The 22,968-nt window shown below is 62.7% G+C and carries 20 protein-coding genes; 10 read left to right on the forward strand and 10 right to left on the reverse strand.

What is annotated here, in order from left to right; all coding sequences use genetic code 11:
* Positions 1-13: 13 nt before the first annotated feature.
* The 4 genes from EK373_RS14150 to EK373_RS14165 form a co-directional block, all read right to left on the reverse strand.
* Complete coding sequence (locus tag EK373_RS14150) at positions 14-406, reverse strand: DUF6165 family protein (protein ID WP_129643902.1); 393 nt, start codon at positions 404-406, stop codon at positions 14-16.
* Positions 407-415: 9 nt separating this feature from the next.
* Entirely contained in the window at positions 416-1,447 is a 1,032-nt protein-coding gene (locus tag EK373_RS14155; protein WP_129643905.1) for a CDP-glycerol glycerophosphotransferase family protein, read from the reverse strand.
* Positions 1,448-1,459: 12 nt separating this feature from the next.
* Positions 1,460-2,284, reverse strand: a complete 825-nt coding sequence (locus EK373_RS14160) for a glycosyltransferase family 2 protein (RefSeq protein WP_129643908.1) — start codon at positions 2,282-2,284, stop codon at positions 1,460-1,462.
* Positions 2,285-2,345: 61 nt separating this feature from the next.
* The gene (locus tag EK373_RS14165) at positions 2,346-3,413 is read right to left on the reverse strand and encodes a glycosyltransferase family 9 protein (protein WP_129643911.1); all 1,068 of its coding nucleotides are present in this window, start codon (positions 3,411-3,413) and stop codon (positions 2,346-2,348) included.
* Between the two features lie 10 nt (positions 3,414-3,423).
* Here EK373_RS14165 and EK373_RS14170 point away from each other — a divergent pair, with 10 nt between their 5' ends.
* The 5 genes from EK373_RS14170 (at position 3,424) to EK373_RS14190 (ending at position 8,500) form a co-directional block, all read left to right on the forward strand.
* Positions 3,424-4,158: a 3-deoxy-D-manno-octulosonic acid kinase gene (locus EK373_RS14170; RefSeq protein WP_129643914.1), complete on the forward strand. Its 735-nt coding sequence runs from the start codon at positions 3,424-3,426 to the stop codon at positions 4,156-4,158.
* Positions 4,159-4,422: 264 nt separating this feature from the next.
* Entirely contained in the window at positions 4,423-4,965 is a 543-nt protein-coding gene (locus EK373_RS14175) for a Csu type fimbrial protein (RefSeq protein WP_129643916.1), read from the forward strand.
* Positions 4,965-5,714 carry a fimbrial biogenesis chaperone gene (locus EK373_RS14180; RefSeq protein ID WP_129643919.1) on the forward strand — a complete coding sequence of 250 codons (750 nt, stop codon included), beginning with the start codon at positions 4,965-4,967 and terminating at the stop codon, positions 5,712-5,714. The genes EK373_RS14175 and EK373_RS14180 overlap by 1 nt, the downstream gene beginning before the upstream one ends.
* A gap of 18 nt (positions 5,715-5,732) precedes the next feature.
* On the forward strand, positions 5,733-8,069 hold the full coding sequence (locus tag EK373_RS14185) for a fimbria/pilus outer membrane usher protein (RefSeq protein WP_129643922.1): 2,337 nt from the start codon (positions 5,733-5,735) through the stop codon (positions 8,067-8,069).
* The gene (locus EK373_RS14190) at positions 8,066-8,500 is read left to right on the forward strand and encodes a Csu type fimbrial protein (RefSeq protein ID WP_129643925.1); all 435 of its coding nucleotides are present in this window, start codon (positions 8,066-8,068) and stop codon (positions 8,498-8,500) included. The genes EK373_RS14185 and EK373_RS14190 overlap by 4 nt, the downstream gene beginning before the upstream one ends.
* Here the strand turns inward: EK373_RS14190 and lpxL are convergent.
* Together lpxL and EK373_RS14200 are read right to left on the reverse strand one after the other, a co-directional pair.
* Positions 8,484-9,422 (reverse strand): LpxL/LpxP family Kdo(2)-lipid IV(A) lauroyl/palmitoleoyl acyltransferase, encoded by a 939-nt coding sequence (gene lpxL / locus EK373_RS14195; protein ID WP_129643927.1) that lies wholly within the window; start codon positions 9,420-9,422, stop codon positions 8,484-8,486. The genes EK373_RS14190 and lpxL overlap by 17 nt on opposite strands.
* Positions 9,422-10,390 (reverse strand): LpxL/LpxP family acyltransferase, encoded by a 969-nt coding sequence (locus EK373_RS14200; protein ID WP_198683341.1) that lies wholly within the window; start codon positions 10,388-10,390, stop codon positions 9,422-9,424. Before EK373_RS14200 ends, lpxL begins: the two co-directional genes overlap by 1 nt.
* Before the next feature lie 21 nt (positions 10,391-10,411).
* Between EK373_RS14200 and waaA the strand changes: the two genes are divergently transcribed.
* Complete coding sequence (gene waaA / locus EK373_RS14205; protein WP_129643932.1) at positions 10,412-11,701, forward strand: lipid IV(A) 3-deoxy-D-manno-octulosonic acid transferase; 1,290 nt, start codon at positions 10,412-10,414, stop codon at positions 11,699-11,701.
* Here the strand turns inward: waaA and EK373_RS14210 are convergent.
* A complete protein-coding gene (locus EK373_RS14210) occupies positions 11,677-12,210 on the reverse strand; it encodes an MEDS domain-containing protein (protein ID WP_129643935.1) in 534 nt (177 codons plus the stop codon). The genes waaA and EK373_RS14210 overlap by 25 nt on opposite strands.
* 221 nt (positions 12,211-12,431) lie before the next feature.
* On the opposite strand from EK373_RS14210, the gene EK373_RS14215 reads away from it, so the two are divergent.
* Positions 12,432-15,299: a TonB-dependent receptor gene (locus tag EK373_RS14215; RefSeq protein WP_198683342.1), complete on the forward strand. Its 2,868-nt coding sequence runs from the start codon at positions 12,432-12,434 to the stop codon at positions 15,297-15,299.
* Between the two features lie 40 nt (positions 15,300-15,339).
* Here the strand turns inward: EK373_RS14215 and EK373_RS14220 are convergent, their stop codons facing one another.
* Positions 15,340-16,935 carry a glucan biosynthesis protein gene (locus EK373_RS14220; protein WP_129643938.1) on the reverse strand — a complete coding sequence of 532 codons (1,596 nt, stop codon included), beginning with the start codon at positions 16,933-16,935 and terminating at the stop codon, positions 15,340-15,342.
* Positions 16,936-17,103: 168 nt separating this feature from the next.
* On the opposite strand from EK373_RS14220, the gene EK373_RS14225 reads away from it, so the two are divergent.
* Together EK373_RS14225 and EK373_RS14230 are read left to right on the forward strand one after the other, a co-directional pair.
* Entirely contained in the window at positions 17,104-17,640 is a 537-nt protein-coding gene (locus EK373_RS14225; RefSeq protein ID WP_129643941.1) for an RcnB family protein, read from the forward strand.
* A 229-nt stretch (positions 17,641-17,869) separates the two neighbouring features.
* A complete protein-coding gene (locus tag EK373_RS14230; protein WP_129643944.1) occupies positions 17,870-19,405 on the forward strand; it encodes a M48 family metalloprotease in 1,536 nt (511 codons plus the stop codon).
* Between the two features lie 49 nt (positions 19,406-19,454).
* On the opposite strand, the gene EK373_RS14235 is transcribed toward EK373_RS14230, so the two are convergent.
* Positions 19,455-19,661 (reverse strand): CsbD family protein, encoded by a 207-nt coding sequence (locus tag EK373_RS14235; protein ID WP_129645847.1) that lies wholly within the window; start codon positions 19,659-19,661, stop codon positions 19,455-19,457.
* 122 nt (positions 19,662-19,783) lie between these two features.
* Positions 19,784-20,947 (reverse strand): AAA family ATPase, encoded by a 1,164-nt coding sequence (locus tag EK373_RS14240; protein WP_129643947.1) that lies wholly within the window; start codon positions 20,945-20,947, stop codon positions 19,784-19,786.
* Positions 20,948-21,219: 272 nt separating this feature from the next.
* On the opposite strand from EK373_RS14240, the gene EK373_RS14245 reads away from it, so the two are divergent.
* Entirely contained in the window at positions 21,220-22,968 is a 1,749-nt protein-coding gene (locus EK373_RS14245; RefSeq protein ID WP_198683343.1) for a homoserine dehydrogenase, read from the forward strand.

A 22,968-nucleotide genomic window follows, 5' to 3' on the forward strand; every position in this document is an offset into this window, starting at 1 on the left:
CATCCGCTGGCGGCTAGTATTTGGCGTAGCTCTTCTCTTCGACGATCTTCGAACCAAGCTTGGTATTGATCGTCTTCTTCACCGCCGCGCGCTCGTCGTTGCTGATGTAGACGGCGCGAGCCAGTTCGATGAATTGCTGATCGAATTGCTTCTGGCGCTCCTTGTCGCGGATATCGTCCTCGATGTCCCAGAGCTTCTTGTTCACGTCGCGCAGCTGTTGCCACTCGGCGTCGATGTCGGTCGTGGCATGAGGTGAACTGCGCCATGTCTCCTGCAACAGCTGCAGTTCCACCTTGACGTTGGCCAGCTTGGTTGCGTCGCTGATGTTGGCGGCCTTGATCTCCAGGATGGTGATCTTGTCGATCAGTTCGCCGGGGGAAATCGGGACTTTGATTTCGGTGCTCATGGTCAACTCTCAGGCCGGGCCCCAATAGCCCAGGCGCTTGCGGATTTTGATCTTACGCCACCAGTTGCCCGGTTTCGGCTTGCGATTGCGGGCGCCGCCGGCGATGAATTCGTCGACCGCGTCGAGCACGCGCTCGCTGGAGCGGCCGTCGCGGTACGGATGGATGGAATCGGCGTACTCGCGGACCGCCTGCATCAGCTCCGGCGGCCGCGACAGCGCCCGTTCGATGGAAGGTAGCAGCTGGTCCGGCGAATCGATGTCGATCAATTGCGGACCGGGCCGGCGGTTCTTGAACGTTACGACCGGCTTGTAGGTCAGCAGGAACTCGTTGAGCGCGGATGAGGTGTCGGAAATCATCATGTCGACCTGCGGGAACAGGTCGAGGATATTGTCCTCGGTGGCGAAGCGGAGATATTCGTTCTCCAACGCCTTGTACTTGGCGACCGTCTCCGGCGCGCTCTTCGGGTGCAATGTCACGATCCAGCGCCAACGCCCGGTGCGCGACATGTCACGGATGTTGTCGTAGAGGATGGGCGCCGCGCTCCACGAAGGCGAGAATGTGGAGTGATACAAGATCACGGGCTGGGCGCGCACCGGCGGCGGCTCGGGCGAGCCATGCTCGCGCATGAACGGATCGAGCTTGGGCCAGCCGGTTTCTTTCACGGCGAAATGACCCAGCTCTTGCGACTTCTCGGTGAACGCCTGCGTGTCGCGAGCGCCGGTCGTGCAGTACAGATCGAAGAAGCCGCGAATGTATATATGGCGCGGCTTGCCGGCATCGAAGCCGTGGAACACTTCGACCTTTACGCCCGGAAAGAAATGCGGCACGGCGTTGCTGGAGGTGAGCACCGCGATCGGATTGAACTCGCGCACCTCGCGCGTCGTGCGAAGGAATGTTTCGTTCGACCGCAGCTCTTCGCCGCCCGGGCCGTCGAAGAACCAGGCGGCTTTGTGTCCGCGCGCCCAGATCGCTTCCTGTAGCGGACGAAGGATGGCGAGCGCGTAACGCTCCGAACCGTAGAGAAGATAGTGCTTGATCACTGGTGTTAGTTGTTAAGGGTCGAGTCCGTAACCGTGCAACAGCTCCGCCGCCATGTCTCGCGACTCCGGATTGCGGCGCATCTCGTAGTAACGCATGCGCTTGTAGGCCGCGTAGGTCGCGGCCGTCTGCGATACCACGAAGCCGCGCCAGCCATCCAGAAACGCCAGACGCAGGAAGTAGTCCTTGATGAACGCGCTCAAATAAACAAACGGCGTCATCCACATGTTCACCGGCTTGCCGCGATCCAGCCAGTCTCGCGCCTTCAGCTCGGCATAGCGGAGCGTCTTGAGCTGTTTGTGCACCAGGGTCGGGTTGTTCAAATGAATGAAGGGGTGCTTGAGCGTCGGCGTCGGGCCGTCGAAGCGCAGCGACTCATGCACTCGCACGTCGGTCCAGCGCGCGCGGCCGCGATGGTAGAGGCGGCCCATGCGCTCGCCGACCATCGGTCGGTACCAGCGCATCGGCGCGCCCATGTACCAGGTTTGCCGCCGCAGGATCGCGCCGGCGTTCGACGACTGCATGAGTTGCGGCAGGCGTTCGCGCAGCTCGCCGGCAAGCTCGGGCGACAAGGCTTCGTCCGCATCGAGCACCAGGATCCAATCGTGGCTGGCCTGGGTACTGGCGAAATTGCGCTGCGGTCCGAAGCCCAGCCAGTCCTGATGGACCACCCGGGCGCCATGACGTTCTGAGACTTCCTGCGTGCCGTCGGTGCTGCCCGAGTCGATCACCAGTTTTTCCGCAGCGAACGGCACGCTGTCCAGGCAGCGGCCGATCGCGGACGCTTCGTTGCGCGCGATGATCAGGAGCGTGATCGGTAAAAATGGGGTGCCGGACATCCGATCAGTTTCGCAGCGTTCCGACCTTGTCTCAAGCAGCTGTCCCGGAGCGTCGGTCAGCTTATTTCTTGTTCCGCGCCAGGCTCAGCAGCAGCGAGTGCGTTTTCTTGATCACGTCGTCGGGAGTGATCAGGTCCATTACGCCGGGCCGCTCGATTTTGGTCGTCCAGGGGATCTCGGCGGCGGTCTTGCCCAACAGCCTTTTGGCCGCGAGGTCGTACTTGTCGACGCACCACTGACGGCTCAGATAAGGCCCGCTGCGCGCCGGATTGGTCGCTGCATACAACCCGATCACGGGAATGCCGGCAGCGGTGCCCATGTGCGCCGGGCCGGAATCGGGCGTGACCAGCAGCGTCGCGCGCTCCAGGGTTGCGAAGAATTGCAGCAGCGTGTCCTGGCCGATGGTGTTCAGGCATTGCTGCTTCATGAGGCTCACGATCTGCTCGCCGGTGCGCCGCTCGATCTCGCTCGGCCCGCCGCACAGAACCACGCGCAAGCCCAGCGATGCGACCGCATAGTCCGCGACCTCCGCGTAGTACTCGGGCCGCCAGTTGCGCAGCTGATGGCTCGAGCAGGGGCTGATGATCACGGTGTTGCCGGGCTCGGGGATGATCCGCTCGGCGTAAGCGACGGCGTCGGCGCTGAGCGGAATATCCCAGCGCAGCAGCCGCTCATAAACATCGAACTTCTCGGCGAAGCCGAACAAGCTGTCCATCACGTGCTGGCGCGCTGCCGGCGCGATGCTCAGGTTGGTGAACAGCCATTGCATCTCGCGCGCGCGGCTGCGATCGAAGCCCAGCCGGATTTTCGCGCGAATGGCGGTCGAGAGAATGCTCGCGCGCAGCGACAGCTGCATGTGCATGAGCACGTCGAAGCTTCGGCCGCGCAGCTGTTCTTGCAGCTTGGCGCGTGCTTTCAGCGTGCCCTCGCGCTTGTCCACCACGATGAACTCGATATCGGGCAGGTGGCCGAACAGCTTGGCCTCGAGACGGCCGATGACCCAGGTGAATCGGGTGCTGGGCCAGGCCCGTTGCAAAGTGCGGATGACCGGCAGCACGTGGCAGGTATCGCCGATCGCCGAGAGCCGCAGGATGCAGACGCTGGCAGGTGAATGAGTGTCGTTATACATTGCTGTCCGAATGACCGACGAGCAATTCATCGCCACCGCCGGCGGCGGCATCCTATACGACGCATCGCGTCTAAGTAAGCCAGTCGAAGAATTGTTCTCGCGTTCTCACTGGGCGTCGCTCGGCGCGCTGGAGGAGGTCGCCGGCGGCCGCAGCTCGATCGCCGTGCTGAACGTGGCCACGGCGCGCGCTGGTTCGAAGGCGGTTCCCTGGGTCCTGCGCCATTATCGTCGCGGCGGCCTGATCGCCAAGCTGTCGCAGGACAGCTACCTGTGGACTGGCGCAGCTCGCACCCGTTCCTTTGCTGAATGGCGCTTGCTCGCCGAGCTGCGTCGGCGAGGGCTGCCGGTGCCGGCGCCGATCGCAGCTCGTTACGTTCGCGGCGGGATGACGTATCGCGCCGATTTGATCACCGAATTTCTGGTCGGCACTCGCACGCTCGCCGATGCGATCACCGGTCACGACCTACCCGAAGCGACCTGGCGCGCCGTCGGCAAGACCATCGCAGCTTTCCATCGCGAAGGCGTGCACCACGCCGATCTCAACGCCAACAACATTCTGCTCGCCGCAAGTCAGCCCGACGTCTATGTGCTCGACTTCGATCGCGGCCGGATCGAGCCGCGCGGCGCCTGGGAGCAGGCGGTGCTGGCGCGCTTGCGACGTTCGCTCGAAAAGATCAAAGGCCAGCGTGCCGATGTGAGATTCGGCGAGCAGCAGTGGCAGTGGCTGCTGGCTTCCGTGACTTAGCTCACGCGCTACTTTCCAAATCGATCTCACTTTTTTGCTCCGCAAAGGCAGCGGTTCGCCGCCTGTCTATCGGATCTTTGCGGAACCCCGTCACAAACAAGGGGAAATCAGTAGGGGCAAGTGTGACGGATTGCGCCGATGGCTTACGCCGGCGTCAGGGGCCAATTCAGATCGCCGCTCTTCAGCCGTCAAGAACTTGAGTGCCCGCGCATTGCCGCACGGCACCCGTTTCATTGAACACAACTAAATATTCGAGGGACTAAGATGAAAGCAAGTTCACGACGACTTCACATCCGCCTGGCCCTGGTTGCCGCCGCAACGGCGGGCATCATCGGCTCGAGCGGCAGCTTCGCGGCCGACGATACGGAGAACCTGCTGGTCTCCGCCTCCGTGACGGCGACCTGCACGATCTCCACTGCGCCGGTTGCCTTCGGCGCCTACGACCCGACCTCGGCGACTGACCTCGAGGGCACCGGCACCGTGACCGTGTTGTGCACGAATGGCACGGCCGGCTATGTGACATTGGGTGAAGGCGCGAATGCCGACGCCTCCAGCACGCCTGACGTGCCGGTGCGTCAGATGGCCGGCGGCGCCGGTGGCGCGGGCCGAATGACCTATCACCTGTATTCCGAGGCTACTCACACGGATGTCTGGGGCAACACTCCGACGACTGGCTTCAACCACGTGGGTGATGGCACCGCCACCGATCTGACTGTGTATGGCGTGATTCCGGCCGAGCAGAACGTGATCGCCGGCTCCGACGCCACGGCTTATGCCGACACAGTGGTTGCGACGGTCACGTTCTGATGAACGCGATGTTCGATCGCACGGCGCGCCGCCTGCTCGGCGGCGTGCTGCTCCTTGCAGCGATCGGGCCGGCGTTTGCCGGCTCGATTGCAGTCAATCCCATTCGGGTGAACTTGAGCGCGACGCAAACGACCAGTCCATTGGTCGTGCGTAACAGCGGCGCCGAGCCCAGCGTCGTGCAATTGCAGATCGTCACCTGGTCGCAGCAGGACGGCAAAGACGTCCTCGTTCCGAGCCGAGACCTGCTCGCCACGCCGCCCATATTCACTGTTCCCGCAGGTGGATCGCAGACGGTGCGGGTCGGTCTGCGGCAGCGAACCGCTGCACAAATCGAAGGCAGTTACCGATTGATCCTGCAAGAGGTGCCGCCCCCGCCGAAGCCGGAGTTTCGCGGCCTGCAAGTGGCGTTGCGCTTGAGCGTGCCGGTCTTCGTCGCTCCGGCCGTGGCGCCGACGACGGCGCTGACGTGGCAAGCGAATGTGACTTCGACTCCGGATTCGCACGCTTTGAGGATCTCATCCGTCAATACCGGCAATGCGCACGTGCAGGTGCTGGGATTCAAGCTGTTCTCGGGCGGCGTGGAATTGCCGGTGGCGTCGCCGGTCGAGACTGCTTATCTGCTGCCCGGGCAGCGTCGCGAATGGGCTCTGCGACTCACTTCGGCGCCTGCGGCCGGCAGCGACATTCGGATCGAAGCAAGAACCGATGCGGGTGACGTGCAGGCCAGCGTCGCGGTGGCGGGACCCTGAGATGCTCATGCCCCGCCCATGCCCGGACGCAAAAAGAAAAATAACATCGGTGTCGTGGCGGGCCTGCTCTGGGGGCTGCTATCAGTGGCCGACTCGAGCGCCGATGCAGCGGCGCCGGCAATCGTCGACGCGCGAGAAGTCGAAGAACTGTTGCTGGCAGTGGCCATCAACGGTCAGAGGGTGACGCAGGGAACGGTCATCGCGCGCATCGGGGAGCGTCTCTGGGTGCGCCGTGAAGACCTGTTGCAGTGGCGCTTGCACGTTCCCAATGAGGTGGTGTCCTGGGACGGAGAGTTGCTCGCTCCCTTGCACGGCCTGAACGGTCTTTCCTACCGAATCGACGATCAGCAACAGCTGCTGCTGATCGATGCACCGGCCGTCCTGTTCTCGCTGACCCGCGTCGAGGCGAAGCGAGGAGTGTTCACGAAGCCGATGCCGTCGCCGTTGGGCGGATTCTTCAACTACGACGTCTTCTCCACCAGCGATCAACGGCGCAGCGCGACCAACGCTCTGGCGGAGATCGGCGTGTTCAATGGCTTCGGGGTTGCAGTCGGCAACTTCGTTCGACGCGATTTGCCCGAGGGCGACCGGCTGATTCGCCTGGAGACTACCTGGACCGACGATCGTCCGGAGGAGATGGTCAGCGCGCGTGCCGGCGATCTGATCAGCGGTGCGGGGGCTTGGGGACGAGCAGTGCGTTTCGGCGGGCTGCAATGGGCGACCAACTTCGCCACGCAGCCGGGCTTCAGCAGTGTGTCGCGGCCGGCGATGCAAGGTGAAGCGGCGCTGCCCTCAACGCTCGAGCTGTACGTGAACGACATGTTGCGACTGAAGCGTGATGTGCCCTCGGGGCCGTTCTCGATTCAGGATATGCCGGTAGTCACGGGGCAGGGCGAGGCCCGCCTGGTCGTCACCGATCTGTTGGGCCGTGAGCAAGTGATCGTGGCGCCTTACTACGCGAGTCCGCGTCTGCTCGACACCGGGCTGAACGCCTATTCGTATGAGATCGGCGCGATTCGTGAAGACTACGGCCTGGTGAGCAACAACTATGGCCGAGCGATGGCCGTGGGCACGTTCCGGCGCGGCATGACGAGTCGCTGGACGTCGGAGGTGCACGCCGAGCTGCTGGAAGAGCAGCAGACGGCCGGTATCAGCAGCGTATGGTTGTGGCCGGCCGTCGGCGTATTCAGCGCTTCCATGGCGGGCAGCCAACGCAACTCGGCGACCGGCTCACTGTTCAATCTCGGCTTTCAAGCACAGCAACGGCGCATGGGCTATGGCGCATCGGTGCAATGGAGCAGCGCTGAATTTGCCCAGCTCGGTCTGGAGGAGGGGCGGCCTGCGCCTCGCGCGATCGCACAGGCGTTCGTCAATGTCTCGATCGGTCGCGCCGGGGCGGTATCGGTGAGCTATTCCTATCAGGAGCCGCGGGACGCGGAGCGCACCGAGCTGATCAATGCAAGTTATGGGGTGACGCTCGGCCGTGCCGGATTTCTGAGTTTGTCGCTGGTGAGAATCATGGGGGATTCGTCGGAGTCGATAGCGAGCTTGAATTTCACCCGGCTGCTCGGATCGCGCGACACGGGCAGTTTGTTTGTTTCGAAAGATGCGGATGACACCCGCGGGAGCGTGCGCTTACAGCGCGGCCTGCCACAGGGCGAAGGCTTTGGTTATCGCATGGTCAGTGGATTTGCGGAATCTGACCTGCGAGAAGCATCGCTCGCGTATCAGGGCGGCATCGGCGCCTATGAAGTGGGAGTGGGGCAGATCGATGACTCCACGAGCTATCGTGCTCACGCCAGCGGCGGTGTCGCGTTGCTGGGCGGCGATGCATTCCTCAGCCGGCGCGTGGATAGCAGCTTCGCCGTCGTCACGGTGCCCGGATATGAAGGCGTGAACGTCTATCGCGACAACCAGGCGGTCGCTCGCACGAATGACGAAGGTGTGGCATTGATCTCGCGACTGCGCCCGTACGAGGTCAACTCGGTGCGCATCGAGTCAGCCGATCTGCCCATGGATGCGACCATCGGGACGCTTCAGCTCGATGCGATACCCTACCTGCGCAGCGGGTTGCGATTGGCTTTTCCGGTGCAACGCTCCCGCGGTGCTGTCTTCAATATCGTGCTGGAGAACGGCGAGCCTATGCCGGCCGGCGCCGTCGTGACGATTGCCGGGAGCAGTGAAGAATTCCCCGTGGGGTTGGGCGGTGAGGTTTACGTGACCGGACTCGATGCCAGCAATCAACTGGTGGCGCTGTGGGGTCAGCAACGCTGCAACCTGCAGGTTTCTTTTCCAGAATCGGACGATCCGTTGCCGCACCTCGGCGCCTTTGCGTGCAGGTGGAGCGAACGATGAGGTCGCCGCTCATCGCCTTGTCGGGCGTCGTACTGTCGCTGCTGTGCTGCGGGTCATGGGCCGCCAGCTGTACGTTGAGCACCAGCGGCATCGCCTTCGGCGCTTACGATCCCTTTGTCGCGCAGAGCCTCGACAGTGTTGCAACTATCACCGTCACCTGCGACGAGCCGGCGTCGTATTCGATCGCGTTGAGCACGGGCAGCGGCACGTACGAGCAGCGAGTGATGACCAGCGGCCTGCACCAGCTGCTCTACAACCTCTATACCGATGCGACCCTGAGCACGGTCTGGGGCGATGGCACCGGCCATTCGGCGACCCTCAGCAACACTCAGCTGGCGGCCATCCACACTGTCTATGGCCGAATCCCTGCGCGCCAGGATGCCTACGTTGGCGCGTACAGCGACACGATCGTCATCACCCTGACGTTTTGATCGTGGGTTTGCGCTTGTAGTAATCCGGATAGTCCGGCGTGAGCCCTTTGAAGCGGCGGTGAATCCACAGGTACTGCTCGGGCGTGCGACGCACCTGCAATTCGATCAGATGGTTGAAACGCTTGGCGTCCGCGACCGGATCGTCACTGGGGAAGTCTTCCAGCATCGGATAGATCACCATGCGGTACTTGCCGCTCGGTAATCGCTCCTGGAAGTAGGGCAGCACGGCGGCTCCGGTCATGCGCGCGAGGCGCGACGTCGCTGTATTGGTTGCAGCCGGAATACCGAAGAACGGCACCATCTCCGCGCCCTTCTTCCGATACGCCTGATCGGGTGCATACCACACCGGCTCGTTCGCCTTCAGCGACGTGATGAGCGTGCGGACGTCATCGCGAGGAATCGCCCGCTTGGCTTGGCGGCTGCGGTTACGCGCCAGAAACCGCTCCAGCACTGCATTTCCCGTCGGCCGATACATGACGTTGACACTGCCGGGGTGTCCGTCGCACAGCACCCGGCCGCCAATTTCCAGCGTGGTGAAGTGTGCGCTGAGCAGGATGGCCCCTCGGCCTCGCTCCAGGGCAGCTCGCAAATGCTCGACGCCTTCCAGCTGCGTCAGCTTGGCAATGCGCGATTTCGAGGCCCACCATGAAAGCGCAGTCTCGAAAATGCCCACGCCCAGGCTCTTGAAATGTTCCTTGACCAGCAGCTCGCGCTGCTGATCGGACAACTCCGGCAAGCAGATCCCAATGTTCGTCCGCGCGATGCGCACGAAGGACAGAGGGAGACGCGCCGCCAGGCTGCCCACACCGCGGCCCAGCGCCGCCAGCACAACATAGGGCAACGGCTCCAGCGCCTTGAGCGTGCCAAGGGCCAGCCAGGTCGGCCAATAGTGGGGGCGGAGCAAGGGCAACAGGGTCTTCATCAGCGTCGATACGGGTCGTCGTCCGGGCGCTTGAAGCGCTTGTAGGTCCACAGGTACTGCGCCGGATTGCGGCGGGCATGATCTTCGATCAGCTCGTGAAAGCGGCGCGTATCGGCCACCGGGTCGCTGGAAGGAAAATTCTCCAGCGGCGGATGAATCACGATCACATAGCCGGAATTGTCCGCGCGGCGCTCAGGAAAGTAGGGTAGCACCGGTGCGCCGGAGATCTTCGCCAGTCGTGAAGTGGCGACGTTGGACGCGGCTGGCACGCCGAAGAACGGCACGATCTCGCTGTTCTTGCCGGTGTAGCGCTGATCGGGCGCGTACCAGACCGGCAGATTGTTTTTCAGATTGGTCAGCAGCTCGCGGATCTGCTCGCTGGTGACCGCCTGGACGGTATGTTTTTCCCGGTTACGGCGCGACAGCTCGGCGATCAGCGGATTGCTGGGCGTCAGATACATGACGCTGGTCGGGCCGAGCAGCGTCAGTGCGCGCGCACCCATTTCCAAGGTCGTGAAGTGGGCGCTCAGCATCAGCGCGCCACGGCCCTTGGCCAGCGCGGCGTGCAAATGTTCCTCGCCTTCGAACTGAATGAGCCTGCGCAGGCGCGCGTCGCTGGCCCACCAGACGAGGCCGGTCTCGAGCAGCGTGCAGCCCAGCGATTCGAAGTGTTCGCGGACCAGTTCGTCACGCTCTTGCGCGGACAAGCCCGGCAGGCACAGCGCGATATTGATCGAAGCAATGCGGCGATCCCGGTGCGCGAAGCGAAAAGCCAGCCGTCCGAGTGCGCGGCCCACCGCCAGCTGCACGCGCAGTGGCAAAACATTCAGGGCGCGCACCACGCCGAGCCCCAGCCAGATGGGCCAGAACCTGGGTCCGAGAAAGCGATAGAGCGGCACGCGCTGAGTGGATGGGGCCGGCGGTGATGTAGTCATCACTTCATAGATGGCAGCAGTTGCGGGTACCATCTTATAGAAGAACACCACAACATGCTGCGTTCCGTCTATACCGCACTCCTTTATGTATTTGCGCCCATTGCACTGGCGGCCACCGCCTTGCGAGGGCTGCGCGATCCCGCCTATCGGGACCGGCTGTCGGAAAGATTGGGATTCACGCGGGTGGTTCCGCCGGCCGGCAGTGCCCCTTGCCTGTGGATCCACGCGGTGTCGGTGGGCGAAGTGCAGGCCGCCGCGCCTTTGATTCGAGCGCTGCTGAAAAAATACCCGCAGCACTCGCTGTTGATCACGACTGCGACGCCTACCGGCGCGCAGCGGGTGCGGGCAATGTTCGGCGACTCGGTGCGTCATGCCTACTTGCCCTACGACCTGCCGGGCGCGGTGCGTCGTTTCCTGGATCGTGTGCGACCTTCGCTGGCCGTCGTGATGGAGCGCGAGATCTGGCCGAATCTGTTTGCCGAGTGCCAGCGTCGTCGCATTCCGATTCTGCTCGCGAGCGCACGCATCTCTGAACGTTCTGCGGTCCGGCATCGGAAGTTTGCGACACTGTTTCGTGACGCACTCTCCGGCAATGTCACAGTGGCGGCGCAGACATCGCAGGATGCCGAGAGATATCGTTCGATCGGCGCGCAGCGTGTCCTGGTCACGGGCAATGTGAAATTCGATATCGAAGCCCCGCAGGCGGCGCGCGAGGCAGGAGAAACTTTGCGAGCTGCGCAGTTCGCGAATCGTCCCGTCTGGGTCGCGGGCAGCACTCACGACGGTGAGGAGCAACAGATCCTCGCCGCACATCGCGCTGTGACTGCTGCACGCTCCGATGCGTTGCTCGTGCTCGTGCCCCGTCATCCAAATCGGTTCGACGCCGTGCGTGCCTGGTTGAAGAGCGAGCAGGTCGAATTTGCTTCGCGCAGTCGCAATGAAGCAGTGACGCCGTCAACCTCGGTGTTGCTGGTCGATACGCTCGGTGAGTTGATGATGTTTTATGCCGCGGCCGACATCGCGTTCGTGGGCGGCAGTTTGATCGCGACCGTCGGAGGTCACAACCTGTTGGAGCCGGCGGTGCTCGAGCGTCCGGTCCTGGTCGGGCCTCACAATTTCAATGCGCCCGACATCGCGCAACTGATGATCGAGAGCGGCGCTGCGCGAGAGGTGAGCTCGTCGGAGCAACTCGCCGCAGCCGTTCTGGAGCTATGCGCGAATCCGGCGGCTCGCGCCGACATGGGGGCGAAGGCCAATGCCATCGTGACCGCGAATCGCGGCGCTCTGAGCCGGGTGATGGAGTTGATCGAGCCGCTGCTTCAGGCGCCTTCGCACACCACGTGACTGTGAATGCTGTGCAGGAGCTTGCGGTAGCGCGGATTCTCGGTGAACGGCGACACCTTGTAGGCACAGAACAGGCTGAAGCTGTGTTGACGGCTCAGCTCGTTCCACAGCTCTTCGAGCTGGATCGCCAGCGCCGGCCGGCCTTGCTCCGCCAATAACGAAACCATTTCGCCGAAAAGTCGCACCGGTTGCCCGCGTGAGGCCGCCTGAATGATCAGCTGATTGAACTGGCGATGGAAGCGGTCCTGATCGATACCGGCGTGCGCATCGCAGAATGTCGGCAGCAGCTGTTCGGCTTGCAGCGGCACGTAACGATATTCGGCCGAGAGCGTGTCGGGATCCAACCCGGCCTCGCGCAGATACCGGTCGAGCTGGCGGTGATGCTCGGCGGTTGCGACTGCCACGCAGGTCTCGTGCGCCAGCAGGCCTTCCCGCAGGAAATAGCCGGCCGCGCGCACGTACTCTTCGTCGCTGCGGAAAAAATGAACGATGTGTTCAGAATTGCTCATTGGGGCCGGGTATGACGGGCCGCTGTTCCCGTACTGTCCTTGCGGCTCGGTACAGATGATAGTTGCATGACAGTGCCCGCGAGCAGTGCTGCTTTCCGAAGTGACCGTCCTGCTCGCCCGGTGTTCCTTCTCGGCACCGTCATCTGCTCGCAACGAAACCGTCACGACTGCGCTTCATAAAGCCTCCCGCGAATCGCCGCTACAGATCGGGGAGCAATGTCGTGAAAATTAACAAAGGCGCGCATTGGCGCAGAGATGGCCGTGGTATTTGGTCCACACCGGTGAGCCTGACGGCCCTGGTCGTGGCCGGCTCCTGTGTGACGTCGGCGGCGTTGGCAGGCTCTTTGTCCGGTCGCGTGAGCGATGCTTCCGGCGTCAAGTCGCTGCAGAGCGCCGAGGTCGAGATCGTCGAGCTGCAACGTCGCGCGCAGACCGGCAGCGACGGCGCGTTTCGTTTCGGCGATGTTCCCGACGGCTCGTATACATTGCGCACGCAGTACGTGGGGGCCGATCCTGTCGAAATAAAAGTTGACGTTGCAGGTGACACGCGTAGCGCCGACATCCTGCTCGGCGCCGCTCGCGCCGATGGCGGCTATATCGATAACGTGCTGGTCGTCGGCCAGCGCGCCAGCCTGGCAAGCGCCTTGTCTCGGCAGCGCGCTGCCGATGGTGTCGAAAGCGTGCTGAGTCGCGACGGCATCGGTCAGTTTCCCGATCAGAACGCTGCCGAATCGTTGCGGCGTGTTGCCGGCATCAATGTGTTGAACGATCAGGGCGAAGGCCGCTTCGTCGCCGTGCGCGGCCTGTCGCCGGATCTGAATGCCGCGTCCATCAACGGCGCGCGCGTGCCGGCGCCTGAAGCCGATGTGCGCTCCGTCGCGCTCGACGTGATTCCCGCCGAGCTGATCGAATCCATCGAGATCAAGAAGTCGCTGACGCCCGACATGGATGCCGACACCATCGGCGCGTCGATCGAGATCAACACCACCAGCGCCTTCGATCGCAACGAGCCGTTCCTGTCGTTCTCGGGCGAAGGCTCGTTCAACGACTTGAACCGCGAATGGTCGCCGAAGGGCAGCCTCGATTTCTCCACCACGATCAATGACCGCCTCGGCATCGCCGGCGGCTTGTCCTATTACAAGCGCGAGTTCTCGACCGACAACATCGAGATGGACGGCTGGGGCGCGAGCGATGACGTGGCGTTCGCCAACACGGTCGAGTATCGCGACTACGATGTGGAGCGCACGCGTCTCGGAGGTTCTCTGTCGCTCGATTTTCGCGCCAGCGACACAACCACCTTGTATGCGCGCTTCCTGCGCAGTGAGTTCGAGGATCAGGAATATCGCGGCCGCCTGATTTTCGAGATGGAGGAAGATCCCAACAGCGGCGACGCGAACACGGCAAGCTTTTCGGATGCGGACGGCGAGATCCAGGCGGTTCGCGACATCAAGGATCGCTTCGAGAAGCAGACCATCACGTCGCTCAACCTGGGCGGCGAAACGTTTGCCGGCGCCTGGACGCTCAAGTACAACGGTTCCTGGTCGGCCGCCAAGGAGCGCGAGGCCGGCTCGCTCGATCCGGTCGAATTCCAGCGCGAGTTCGACGGCGATGACGAGCTCGATGTGAGCTTCGACTACAGCGACTGGCGCCTGCCGCGCTACACGCTGAGCGGCAACAACGTCGCGGCAGTCAGCGATCCCGCTGAGTTCGAGTTCGACAAGATCGAGCGCACCACGTTCAGCCTGGCTGAAGATGAGGAGTTTGCGGCGCGCTTCGATATCTCGCGCGACTTTGCCTTGAGCAACGGCCAGTTCACATTCCAGATCGGCGCCAAGGGGCGGCTGCGCGAGAAGACCTACGACAAACAGGCCGATATCTTCGACGGCTTCGACGGCGACTTCACGCTCGCCGACGTGATCGGCTCGCCGAGCTACGGGCTCGTCGGCATCGGCCCGGTGCCCAATGGGCCCGCGGTTCGCGATTTCATCGATAGCAACATCGCCGACTTCGAGTTGAACGATGTGGATACGGCGTTCGAATCGAACATCGCCTATTACAGCGTCGATGAGGATATCTATGCAGGCTACCTGCTCGGGCGACTCGATCAGGGCCCACTGCGGCTGATCGGCGGCGTGCGCATCGAGCAGACGCGTAATGACATTCGCGCGAACGCCGTCGAGTTGGTGGAAGGCGAGGACGATACCGACGTCGATGTCACGCCGACCAGATTCGAGCGCGACTACACGGATGTGCTGCCGAGCCTGAATGTTCGCTATCAGGCTGCCGAGGATGTGCTATTGCGCGCAGGCGTGTATCGCAGCCTCGTGCGTCCGCAGATCGGGCAGCTCGCGCCGCGCTTCGTGGTCGAGCAGACGACCGAAGAGGACGACGATACCGGCGAGGAAGTGATATTGCGCGAGGGCGAGTTCGGCAATCCCGAGCTGAAGCCCTATGACGCCTGGAACGTCGATCTGTCCGCCGAATGGTACCTGGGCAACAACGGCGTGCTGCAGGCGGGTGTGTTCTACAAGCGCATCGAGGATTTCATCGTCAACGTGGTGTTCGAGGACTCTGAGTTCCTCGGCGTCGAGTTCAGCGAAGCGACGATCCCGCAGAACGGCGATGAGGCCAAGGTGAAGGGCTTCGAGCTGGGCTATCAGCAGTCCCTGAACTTCCTGCCGGGAGCGCTCGATGGGGTGATCGTCGGCTTCAACTACACGTACACGGACGCCGAGGGTGAGATCGGCGATCGGACCATCTCGCTGCCGGCCTCGGCGGAGAATACGTTCAACGCGTCGCTGGGTTACGAGAAGGGGCCGCTGAGCTTACGGCTGACGGCGGCGTATCGAGATAAGTATCTCGACGAGCTGGGCGACGATCCGGAGCAGGATCGTTTTGTCGCAGATCACATCCAGTTCGATCTCAGCGCGAAGTATCGCGTGACACCGCAGTTCCAGGTGTTCGCCGAGTTCGTGAACCTGGGCGACGAGCCGTACGTGGCGTATCAGAACCTGGGCGGCCGCAAGCGACTGCTGCAGTATGAAGAGTACTCGTGGACGGGTAAGACGGGATTTCGTTACGCCTTCTGATCCAAAGCAAGAGGGGCCTCCAGTGGAGGCCCCCATGCGTCTAGTGGCCGGCTTGCTGCAACATCAGCAATCGATCTTTCATCGCCGGCGGCGACCACTGATAGGTCCAGACCTCGCTGAGGACCGTGTGGCCGATGCGCAGGTACAGCCGGATGTCGACCGGGTCCATGCTCTCGTCGGGCAATTTCACATCGAACATCGCGCGATAGCCGCTGATTGCTTTGAGCGGGCGCGCTGAAGTGATCTCGACTTCGCCGCGCGATACGGTGATGACCGGCTCCACTTTCGCGCGTTCCGGCAGCGTCGCGAGCTCGCCGCCTTTGAAGTCGATGGCAAAGCGCCACGAGAAATATCTGCGGCGCTGCCCGACGACACCGCCGAGACCGGTGCGTGTGGCCACCGCTTCGGCGAGATTCGAAGACACCGGCATCTGCGTGCCCCAGTACATGCGATAGCTGTACAGCAGCTCTTCGCCGCCCTTGACCGGCGTCTCGGGATTCCAGAACGCGACGATGTTGTCGAACGTTTCATCCACCGTCGGAATTTCCGTGAGCTGCACCGAGCCCTTGCCCCAGGGCGACTTCGGCTCGATCCACAAGCTCGGGCGGCGCTCGTAGAACACGCCGTCGTCCTGGTAGTTGTCGAAGTCACGGTCCCGCTGCAACAGGCCGAAGCCGCGCGGGTTCTCGTCGAAATACGAATTGAACCGCAGCAGCGGCGGATTGCTGATCGGGCGCCACAGCCATTCGCCATTGCCCCGATACATCGACAGGCCGTCCGAGTCGTGGATCTCCGGCCGCCAGTCGTAACCCATGCGGCGATCGTTCTCGCCGACTTGATACATGCTGGTGAGCGGCGCGATGCCAAGGCGTCGAATCGCCTTGCGCGGATAAATGGCCGCGTCTACTTCGACGATTTGCGGGGCGCCTGGCGTCAGCGCGAAGCGATAGGCGCCGGCGACGCTGGGCGAATCCATCAACCCATAGATCACCAAGGTGCGTGCGTCCGGCGACGGGCGCTCGAAGTAATATTCCGAGAAGCGCGGAAACTCCTCGGGATCGAGCGCCGTGTCGATCGCCAGGCCGCGGGCCGACAAGCCGAACTGTCTCGTATCGTTGCCGATGCTACGGAAATAACTCGCGCCCAGGAACGACGCCACGTCTCGTTCCCAATCGGTGGCGGTGTGAATGCGGAAGCCGGCCCACGACAGGTCCTTCGGCAGCGAGCGCGGATTGATGCCGCTGCGACTCAGGTCGAACAGCTCCGGGCGGTACAGAAGCTCGCGCGCCTGACCATTGACGATCTCGTGCATGCGCACCGGCTCCTTGAAGCCGCGGCCCATGTGAAAAAATTCCAGACGGAAGTTGCCTTCGACATCGGCCCACAGCGCGTCTTCGCGCTTGAAGCGGATCGATTGATATTCGTCGTAGCCCAGCTCTTGCAGCGCCCTCGGCGCGAGTTTGCTCGGCGGCTCGTACGCTTTGCTCGCCAGCGCCCGCGCCTGGCCTTTCAGCACGGCGTAATCGAAGGGGCGGGCGGGCCCGCGAAACGCCTGTTCGGCGGCGGAGACCAGACCGGAGGCAGACAATGTAGACAGCAGGGCAGCGGAGTGCAGGAAGTCGCGGCGTCGGAGCATGAGTGGTCCAAGTGGCTGACGAGAAAGGCTCAACGTCTGAGGCGCCCGAAGAGTACCAGCTGAACGCAAGCTGACAATAATTTATGGTGGGTCGTTCAGCTTCCGATCAGATGGGCTGGTCAATAGTGTCTCCCAACCCGGCACTGCCGGTGTTACGAGGAGATGGCGATGAAGACCCTGTTTGCTGCTGCGGTGACGGTGTCGATGCTGATGGGCACGGCGGCCACGGCGTACGCGGACAACGATCGCGGCCGTCACGAGCGTCGCTACGACGACCACGGCAAGGATCGTCGCGACTATCGCGGCCACCGTGACGACCGAAGGGATTGGGATCGCCGCGATCACGACCGTCGCGACTGGGATCGCCGCGATCACGATCGTCGCTATGAGCGTCGCGATCATGATCGGCGCTACGACCGCCGCGATGCGTATCGCGCCGGCTACTTGAACGGTCGGGTTGACCAGCGCCGGTACGACCGAGGTCACTACATCGTCCCGCGTGGCTACTATGTCCGTTCTTGGCGACATGGCGACTATCTGCCGCGCTCTTACTGCGAGCGCCGGTACATCGTCAGCGACTACGGCCGCTACCACTTGCACGCGCCCCCGCGGGGTCACCATTGGGTGCGGGTGAACAATGACGTGGTCCTTGCTGCTGTTACGAGTGGATTGGTGGTCAGCGTCGTGAGCGGCTTGTTTTACTAAGTTGTAGAACAGGAAGCTCTCTGGGTTCCGGGCCCTCCGCAGGAGAAAAAATAAAAATGGTTTCCCCCTCCCGTACACGGGAGGGGGGCAGGGGTGGGTCTTTCGCCGAGCTGAAGAACCAGTCTTTCCTCCCGGTCAGCACATAAAGCAATAATGAGAACCGCGTCACGCGGCAAACGTGACCGAATTCCGTAACCTCGCCTCGGTTCACCGCCGTTGGCGACAGATTATGGAAAGACATGAGTTCTCGGCCCTGATCGGGCGTCTGGAACGTCAGGCCGACGATAATCCCCAGTTTTATGCGATGAAAGTCGGTGCGCTCGCAGCGCTGGGCTATGCGTCTATCTTTCTGCTCGCGGTCATCATCCTCGTCACCTTCTGGTACACCTTCAGTCCACTGCTCTCGGGCGAGCGTTTCCGTGCGCCGCTCGTGGTCGCTTGCGCCGTCGGGCTCATCACACTGGTTGGAATGATTCGCGCCCTCTGGGTGCGCATCGCCGAGCCCGCGGGATTGCGTGTCACTCGCGAAGAAACACCGCAGCTGTTCGCCGCCATCGATGAAGTCGCGGCGAAGATCGGCGGCGTGCGCGTCGATTCCGTCTCCGTCAGCGCCGAGTTCAACGCCTGCATCGTGCAGACGCCGAGCTGGGGCATCTTCGGCAACTATCGTAATCATCTCGAGATCGGCTTGCCGCTCGCGATGGTGCTCACCATCGATGAGTTGAAGGCGGTGATCGCGCACGAGATGGGGCATTTGTCACAGGCGCACGGCAAGTTCGGGGCGTGGATTTATCGCCAGCGCGTCACGTGGCATGCGCTGGAGTCGAAGTTCAGCAATCCCGTCGGAATCTTCGATCAGATCCTCGGCGCGTTCTACGGTTGGTACGCGCCGTACTTTTATGCATACAGCTTCGTGCTCGCGCGCAATCACGAATACCTTGCAGATCGCGCGGCCGCGAACGTTACCAGCCCTGCTGCGATCGCTGCCGCGCTGACCAAGCTGGAGCTGGCCGGACGATTCCTGTCCGAGGTGTTCTGGAAACGGTTGTACGATCAAGTCGAGCGACAACCCGATCCGCCTTACATGCCGCACGCTCTGATGCCGCGTGCGTTCAAAGCAGCGGAGCAGCAGTGGGCGCGACCGGATTGGTTACAACAGAGCTTGCGCCGCTATGCCGCCGATGACGATACGCATCCCAGTCTCGCCGAGCGCCTGGCTGCGCTCGAGGTCGAGCCGGTCACGCCCGTGCACGATCCGGAACGCCTGGCGCTGACGTTGTTTCATCCGGCGACGCCGTCGCTGGTGAAATTCTTCGACGATGAGTGGCAGCAGGATACGACGCCGAAGTGGCGCAAGCGTCACACCGAAATCGCCGAGGCCAAGGCCAAGCTCACGCTGCTCGAGGATGCCGAGAACGCGCAGCTCAACGACAAGGAGGTTTGGGAAAAGGTGCTGCTGCTGCTCGAAATCGACCGGGACGTCGAGGCAATGGAGGCGCTCGAGCACATCCTGTCGCGGGACGGCGAGTATCCCAGGGCGCATCTGTTGATGGGCCGGATGCTGCTGGATCGGAACGACGACCGCGGCCTGAAACATTTGCTGCTCGCGATCGAGCAGAATCTGGAGCTGACCGACGAGGCTGGCCGCGCCGGCTATGTTTATCTGATGCGCCGGGGCCGCGAGAAAGAAGCCAAACGCTTCTGGGGCAAGGCGCAGGATTTATACGAGAACCCGCGTCACATGCCGGACTCGCTGGCCGAATAACAGCGTCGAGCCTCGGCCGGGGCGGCCGAGGCGTCGACGCATTAAACGATCACTGCCAATTGTTGCGGGTCTGGAAGTCGCGCGCCTGACGTTCAGCGTCATCACGCGCCAAGCCGTAACGCTCCTGCAGCTTGCCAGCGAGAATCTCAGCGTGGCCTTCCATCTGGTCGATCTCGTCGTCCGTAAGTTTGCCCCACTGCTCTTTGATCTTGCCCTTGAGCTGCTTGAAGTTGCCGCCTGCAATATCTCTGTTCATGCCCATGAGAGTCTCCGATATCAACTTGGTCCGCGTCGCGCTCATGCGCCGCGCCGTAGTAACGGCTCGCGGCTTCGCAAAGTTCAACTTGTTGGCTGTGGGATATTTGCGGACGTGCGCGGTCAGCGCTCCGGCCAATGCCATGACGGTCGATCGAGCAGGCCTTGTTCCTGGACGACGGTCTCGCCGAATTCTTTGCTGAGTTGGATGGCATTGCAGCGCTCGTCTTGCTGAAGCGCGGAGAGCAGGCGAGCGGAGTGCGAGACGACCCACAGTTGAGTCGAGCGACTCGCGGCGGAAATCAGGCGGGCGAGCGCTGGCAGCAGGTCGGGATGCAGGCTGGTTTCGGGCTCGTTCAACACCATGAGCTGCGGCGGACGCGGCGTGAGGAGAGCGGCGATCCACAGCAAATATCGCAGCGTTCCGTCGGAGAGCTCGGCGGCGCTCAACGGGCGCAACAAACCGTGCTGGTGGAATTCCACCGTGAATGCATTGCCAGTCTGGCCGATATCGATCGATGCGCCCGGGAAGGCGTCGGCGACGGCTTGATTCAATTGCGCCACGTCGCCGATCTCACGAATCGTTTGTAACGCCGCCGCCAGGTCGTGGCCGTTGTGACTCAGTACGGGTGTTCGGGTGCCGAGTTGCGGCTGGCGAATGGGAGAGTCGGCGTCGGTACGAAGGTGATCGTAGAAACGCCACGCACGGATCTGCTCGCGGACGGTGAGAATTTCGGGCGCGCGTTCGGCATCGAGAACTTGCGTCAGCATGCTGTCGAATGTCGCGAGGCTGGAAGCGATGATGCGCCACTCGCCTCGGGCATCGCGTGTGCGAACAACAGGGCCGCGACGATCGATGAGCAATGACGACGGACGGAACTTCGGTCCGGTCCAGATGCACTCCCGTTTGATCTCCGGATCGAACGCAAATGCGGAAGTGCTCGGCGTGGGCAGGCCCAGATCGATGGCGTAATTGAAGTCGCTGCCGGCAAAGCCCAATCGCAAGCTCACTGGCTCGCGGCGTGGCCCGCCTTGCACCGCGTGCTCGCCGCGTTTCATCGCGGCGGAAATCGTTTCCGGCCCCGCCCACAGAGTCGACGAGAGTCCGCCCTCGCGCGCCAATGAAGAAATGACATTGCCCTGCGCCGTATCGGCGAGCAGCCGCAGCGTGCGATACAGATTGGATTTCCCGGTGCCATTCTCGCCGCTGACGATGTTCAATGCGGTCAGGGGCACGATGACGGAGCGCAGCGAGCGGTAGTTGGCGACGGCCAGAGTGGTCAACATAAGGTCCCTCGCCGGCCAGACTGGCACATTGATGCGCAGCGGGCCAGGGGTTCCTTGACAGGCCCCGGCCCGAGCCTTTAGCGTTCGCCTTGCGCCGATTTGAGTTCAGCTTGCGGGCGCGTAAGAAATACGGCTAAAGCGAAGCAACCCTGCTTGAGCTTTGGCGAGCGGGTTTTTTTATGCCTGCTTGCCGACCACCGACCCCGGTCGCCGTCTCTTTCCCGCCAGCCCTCGTCGACGCCTTGAACCAACGGAACAGGCTGGAGAGTGGCGTGAATCCTTCCATTGTCGTGCTCAAATTCGGCAGCTCGGTGTTACAGACCGAAGCGGATCTGCCGCAAGCGATCGATGAGATCTACCGTGAATGGCGTGCTGGCCGGCGAGTGATCGCCGTGGTCTCGGCTTTTGCGGGCGTCACAGATCAGCGCTTTGCGCAGACTCGAGCTGTCACGAACGATCTGCACGAGCAGGCCGCCTGGGTCGCAGGCGGCGAAGAAGAATCCGGCACCAAGTTGGCTGCGGCGTTGATCGCCAACGGCGTGTCGGCCCGTTACGTCGATGCCCGCGAAGCGGGGCTGCGCGCGCATGGCGAACCGCACGAGTCCACGCCGGTTGCATTGAACGCCAGTTATCTCCACGACCATCTGTGCGATCACGCAGTGCTGGTCGTGCCCGGATTCATCGCGCAGGATATTCAAGGCCGCACGGTATTGCTGGGTCGCGGCGGCTCAGACCTCACGGCGTTGTTCCTTGCCAAGAGTCTGGAAGCGCGCTGTCGTCTGTTGAAGGACGTCGACGGCGTTTATGAAAGCGATCCAGCGGTGGTGGAGAATCACGCGCAACGTTTCAATCGGTTGAGCTGGCGCACGGCGCTGGAGATCGGCGGACGAATCATTCAACCGCGTGCGCTGCAATTCGCCCAGTCGCATGGGCAGTCGTTCGAAGTCGCGTGTGTGGGGTCGAACTTGTCTACACTGGTCGATCACGGTCCCGACGACATTGCGACCGTTCCTCACGAAAACATCCAACCCGTGCGCGTCGTGCTGCTCGGCCTGGGCACGGTCGGTCTCGGCGTGTATGCGCATTTGATCCGCCGGCCGGATTTGTTTCAGGTCGTGCGCATCGTCGTCAGAGACCTGGACAAGCCGCGGCGGATCGACGAAGCCAATCTGGAGGTGCCGAAGTCGTTGCTATCGGTCGACCCCTGGGATGCCGTTACGCAGCCCGCTGATCTGGTCATCGAGACCATCGGTGGCCTCGAGCCGGCCGGGGAGATCGTGCACGCGGCGCTGCTGCGCGGGCGCGCGGTGGTGACAGCAAACAAAGCGCTGATCGCTTCCCGCTGGTGGGAAAAGCTGGCGCGCTTCGCCACGGGCAACCAACCTCTCCTGAAATTCGGCGCCGCGGTCGGCGGCGCCGTGCCGGTGCTCGAAACCGTGAGCGCGCTGGCCCGTCATGCCGGTGTCTTGCAGGTGCGCGCCATCCTCAACGGTACGTGCAACTTCATTCTCGACGCCCTCGAGCAGCGGATAGACTTCGACACGGCGCTCGCGCAGGCACAGGCTAACGGCTTCGCCGAAGCCGATCCGCATGACGACCTGGTGGGACTGGATGCTGCGCGCAAGCTGGAATTGATTGCACGAGCCGCCTTTGGCGAGGCCTCGCACTTCGAGCTGAATGTGCGCGGCATAGTCGGAGTGACGGCCAGCCAGGCGGCGTTGGTGCGCGAGGAAGGGCTGAGTCTGAAGCTGGTCGGCGTCTGCGAGCGAAGTGAAGGGCATGTCCGGGGTGTAGTAAAACTTCAGGAGCTGCCGGCGAGCGATTTCCTGGCAGGGGCGCGGGCCGAACAGAATCGGGTCGAGATCGTGGCAGGAAACGGCCAGGTAGTGCGTCTGGCGGGGAAGGGCGCGGGCCGTTGGCCGACCGCACTTTCCATCCTGGGCGATGTCCATGAATACTTGCGGGAGGGGCGCATTGCCCAGCAGGACGAGCAGGTGCAGCCCGCGGTTGTGAATGCATGA

It is taken from the genome of Peristeroidobacter agariperforans (assembly GCF_004138335.1).
GTDB classification, from domain to species: Bacteria; Pseudomonadota; Gammaproteobacteria; order Steroidobacterales; family Steroidobacteraceae; genus Steroidobacter; species Steroidobacter agariperforans.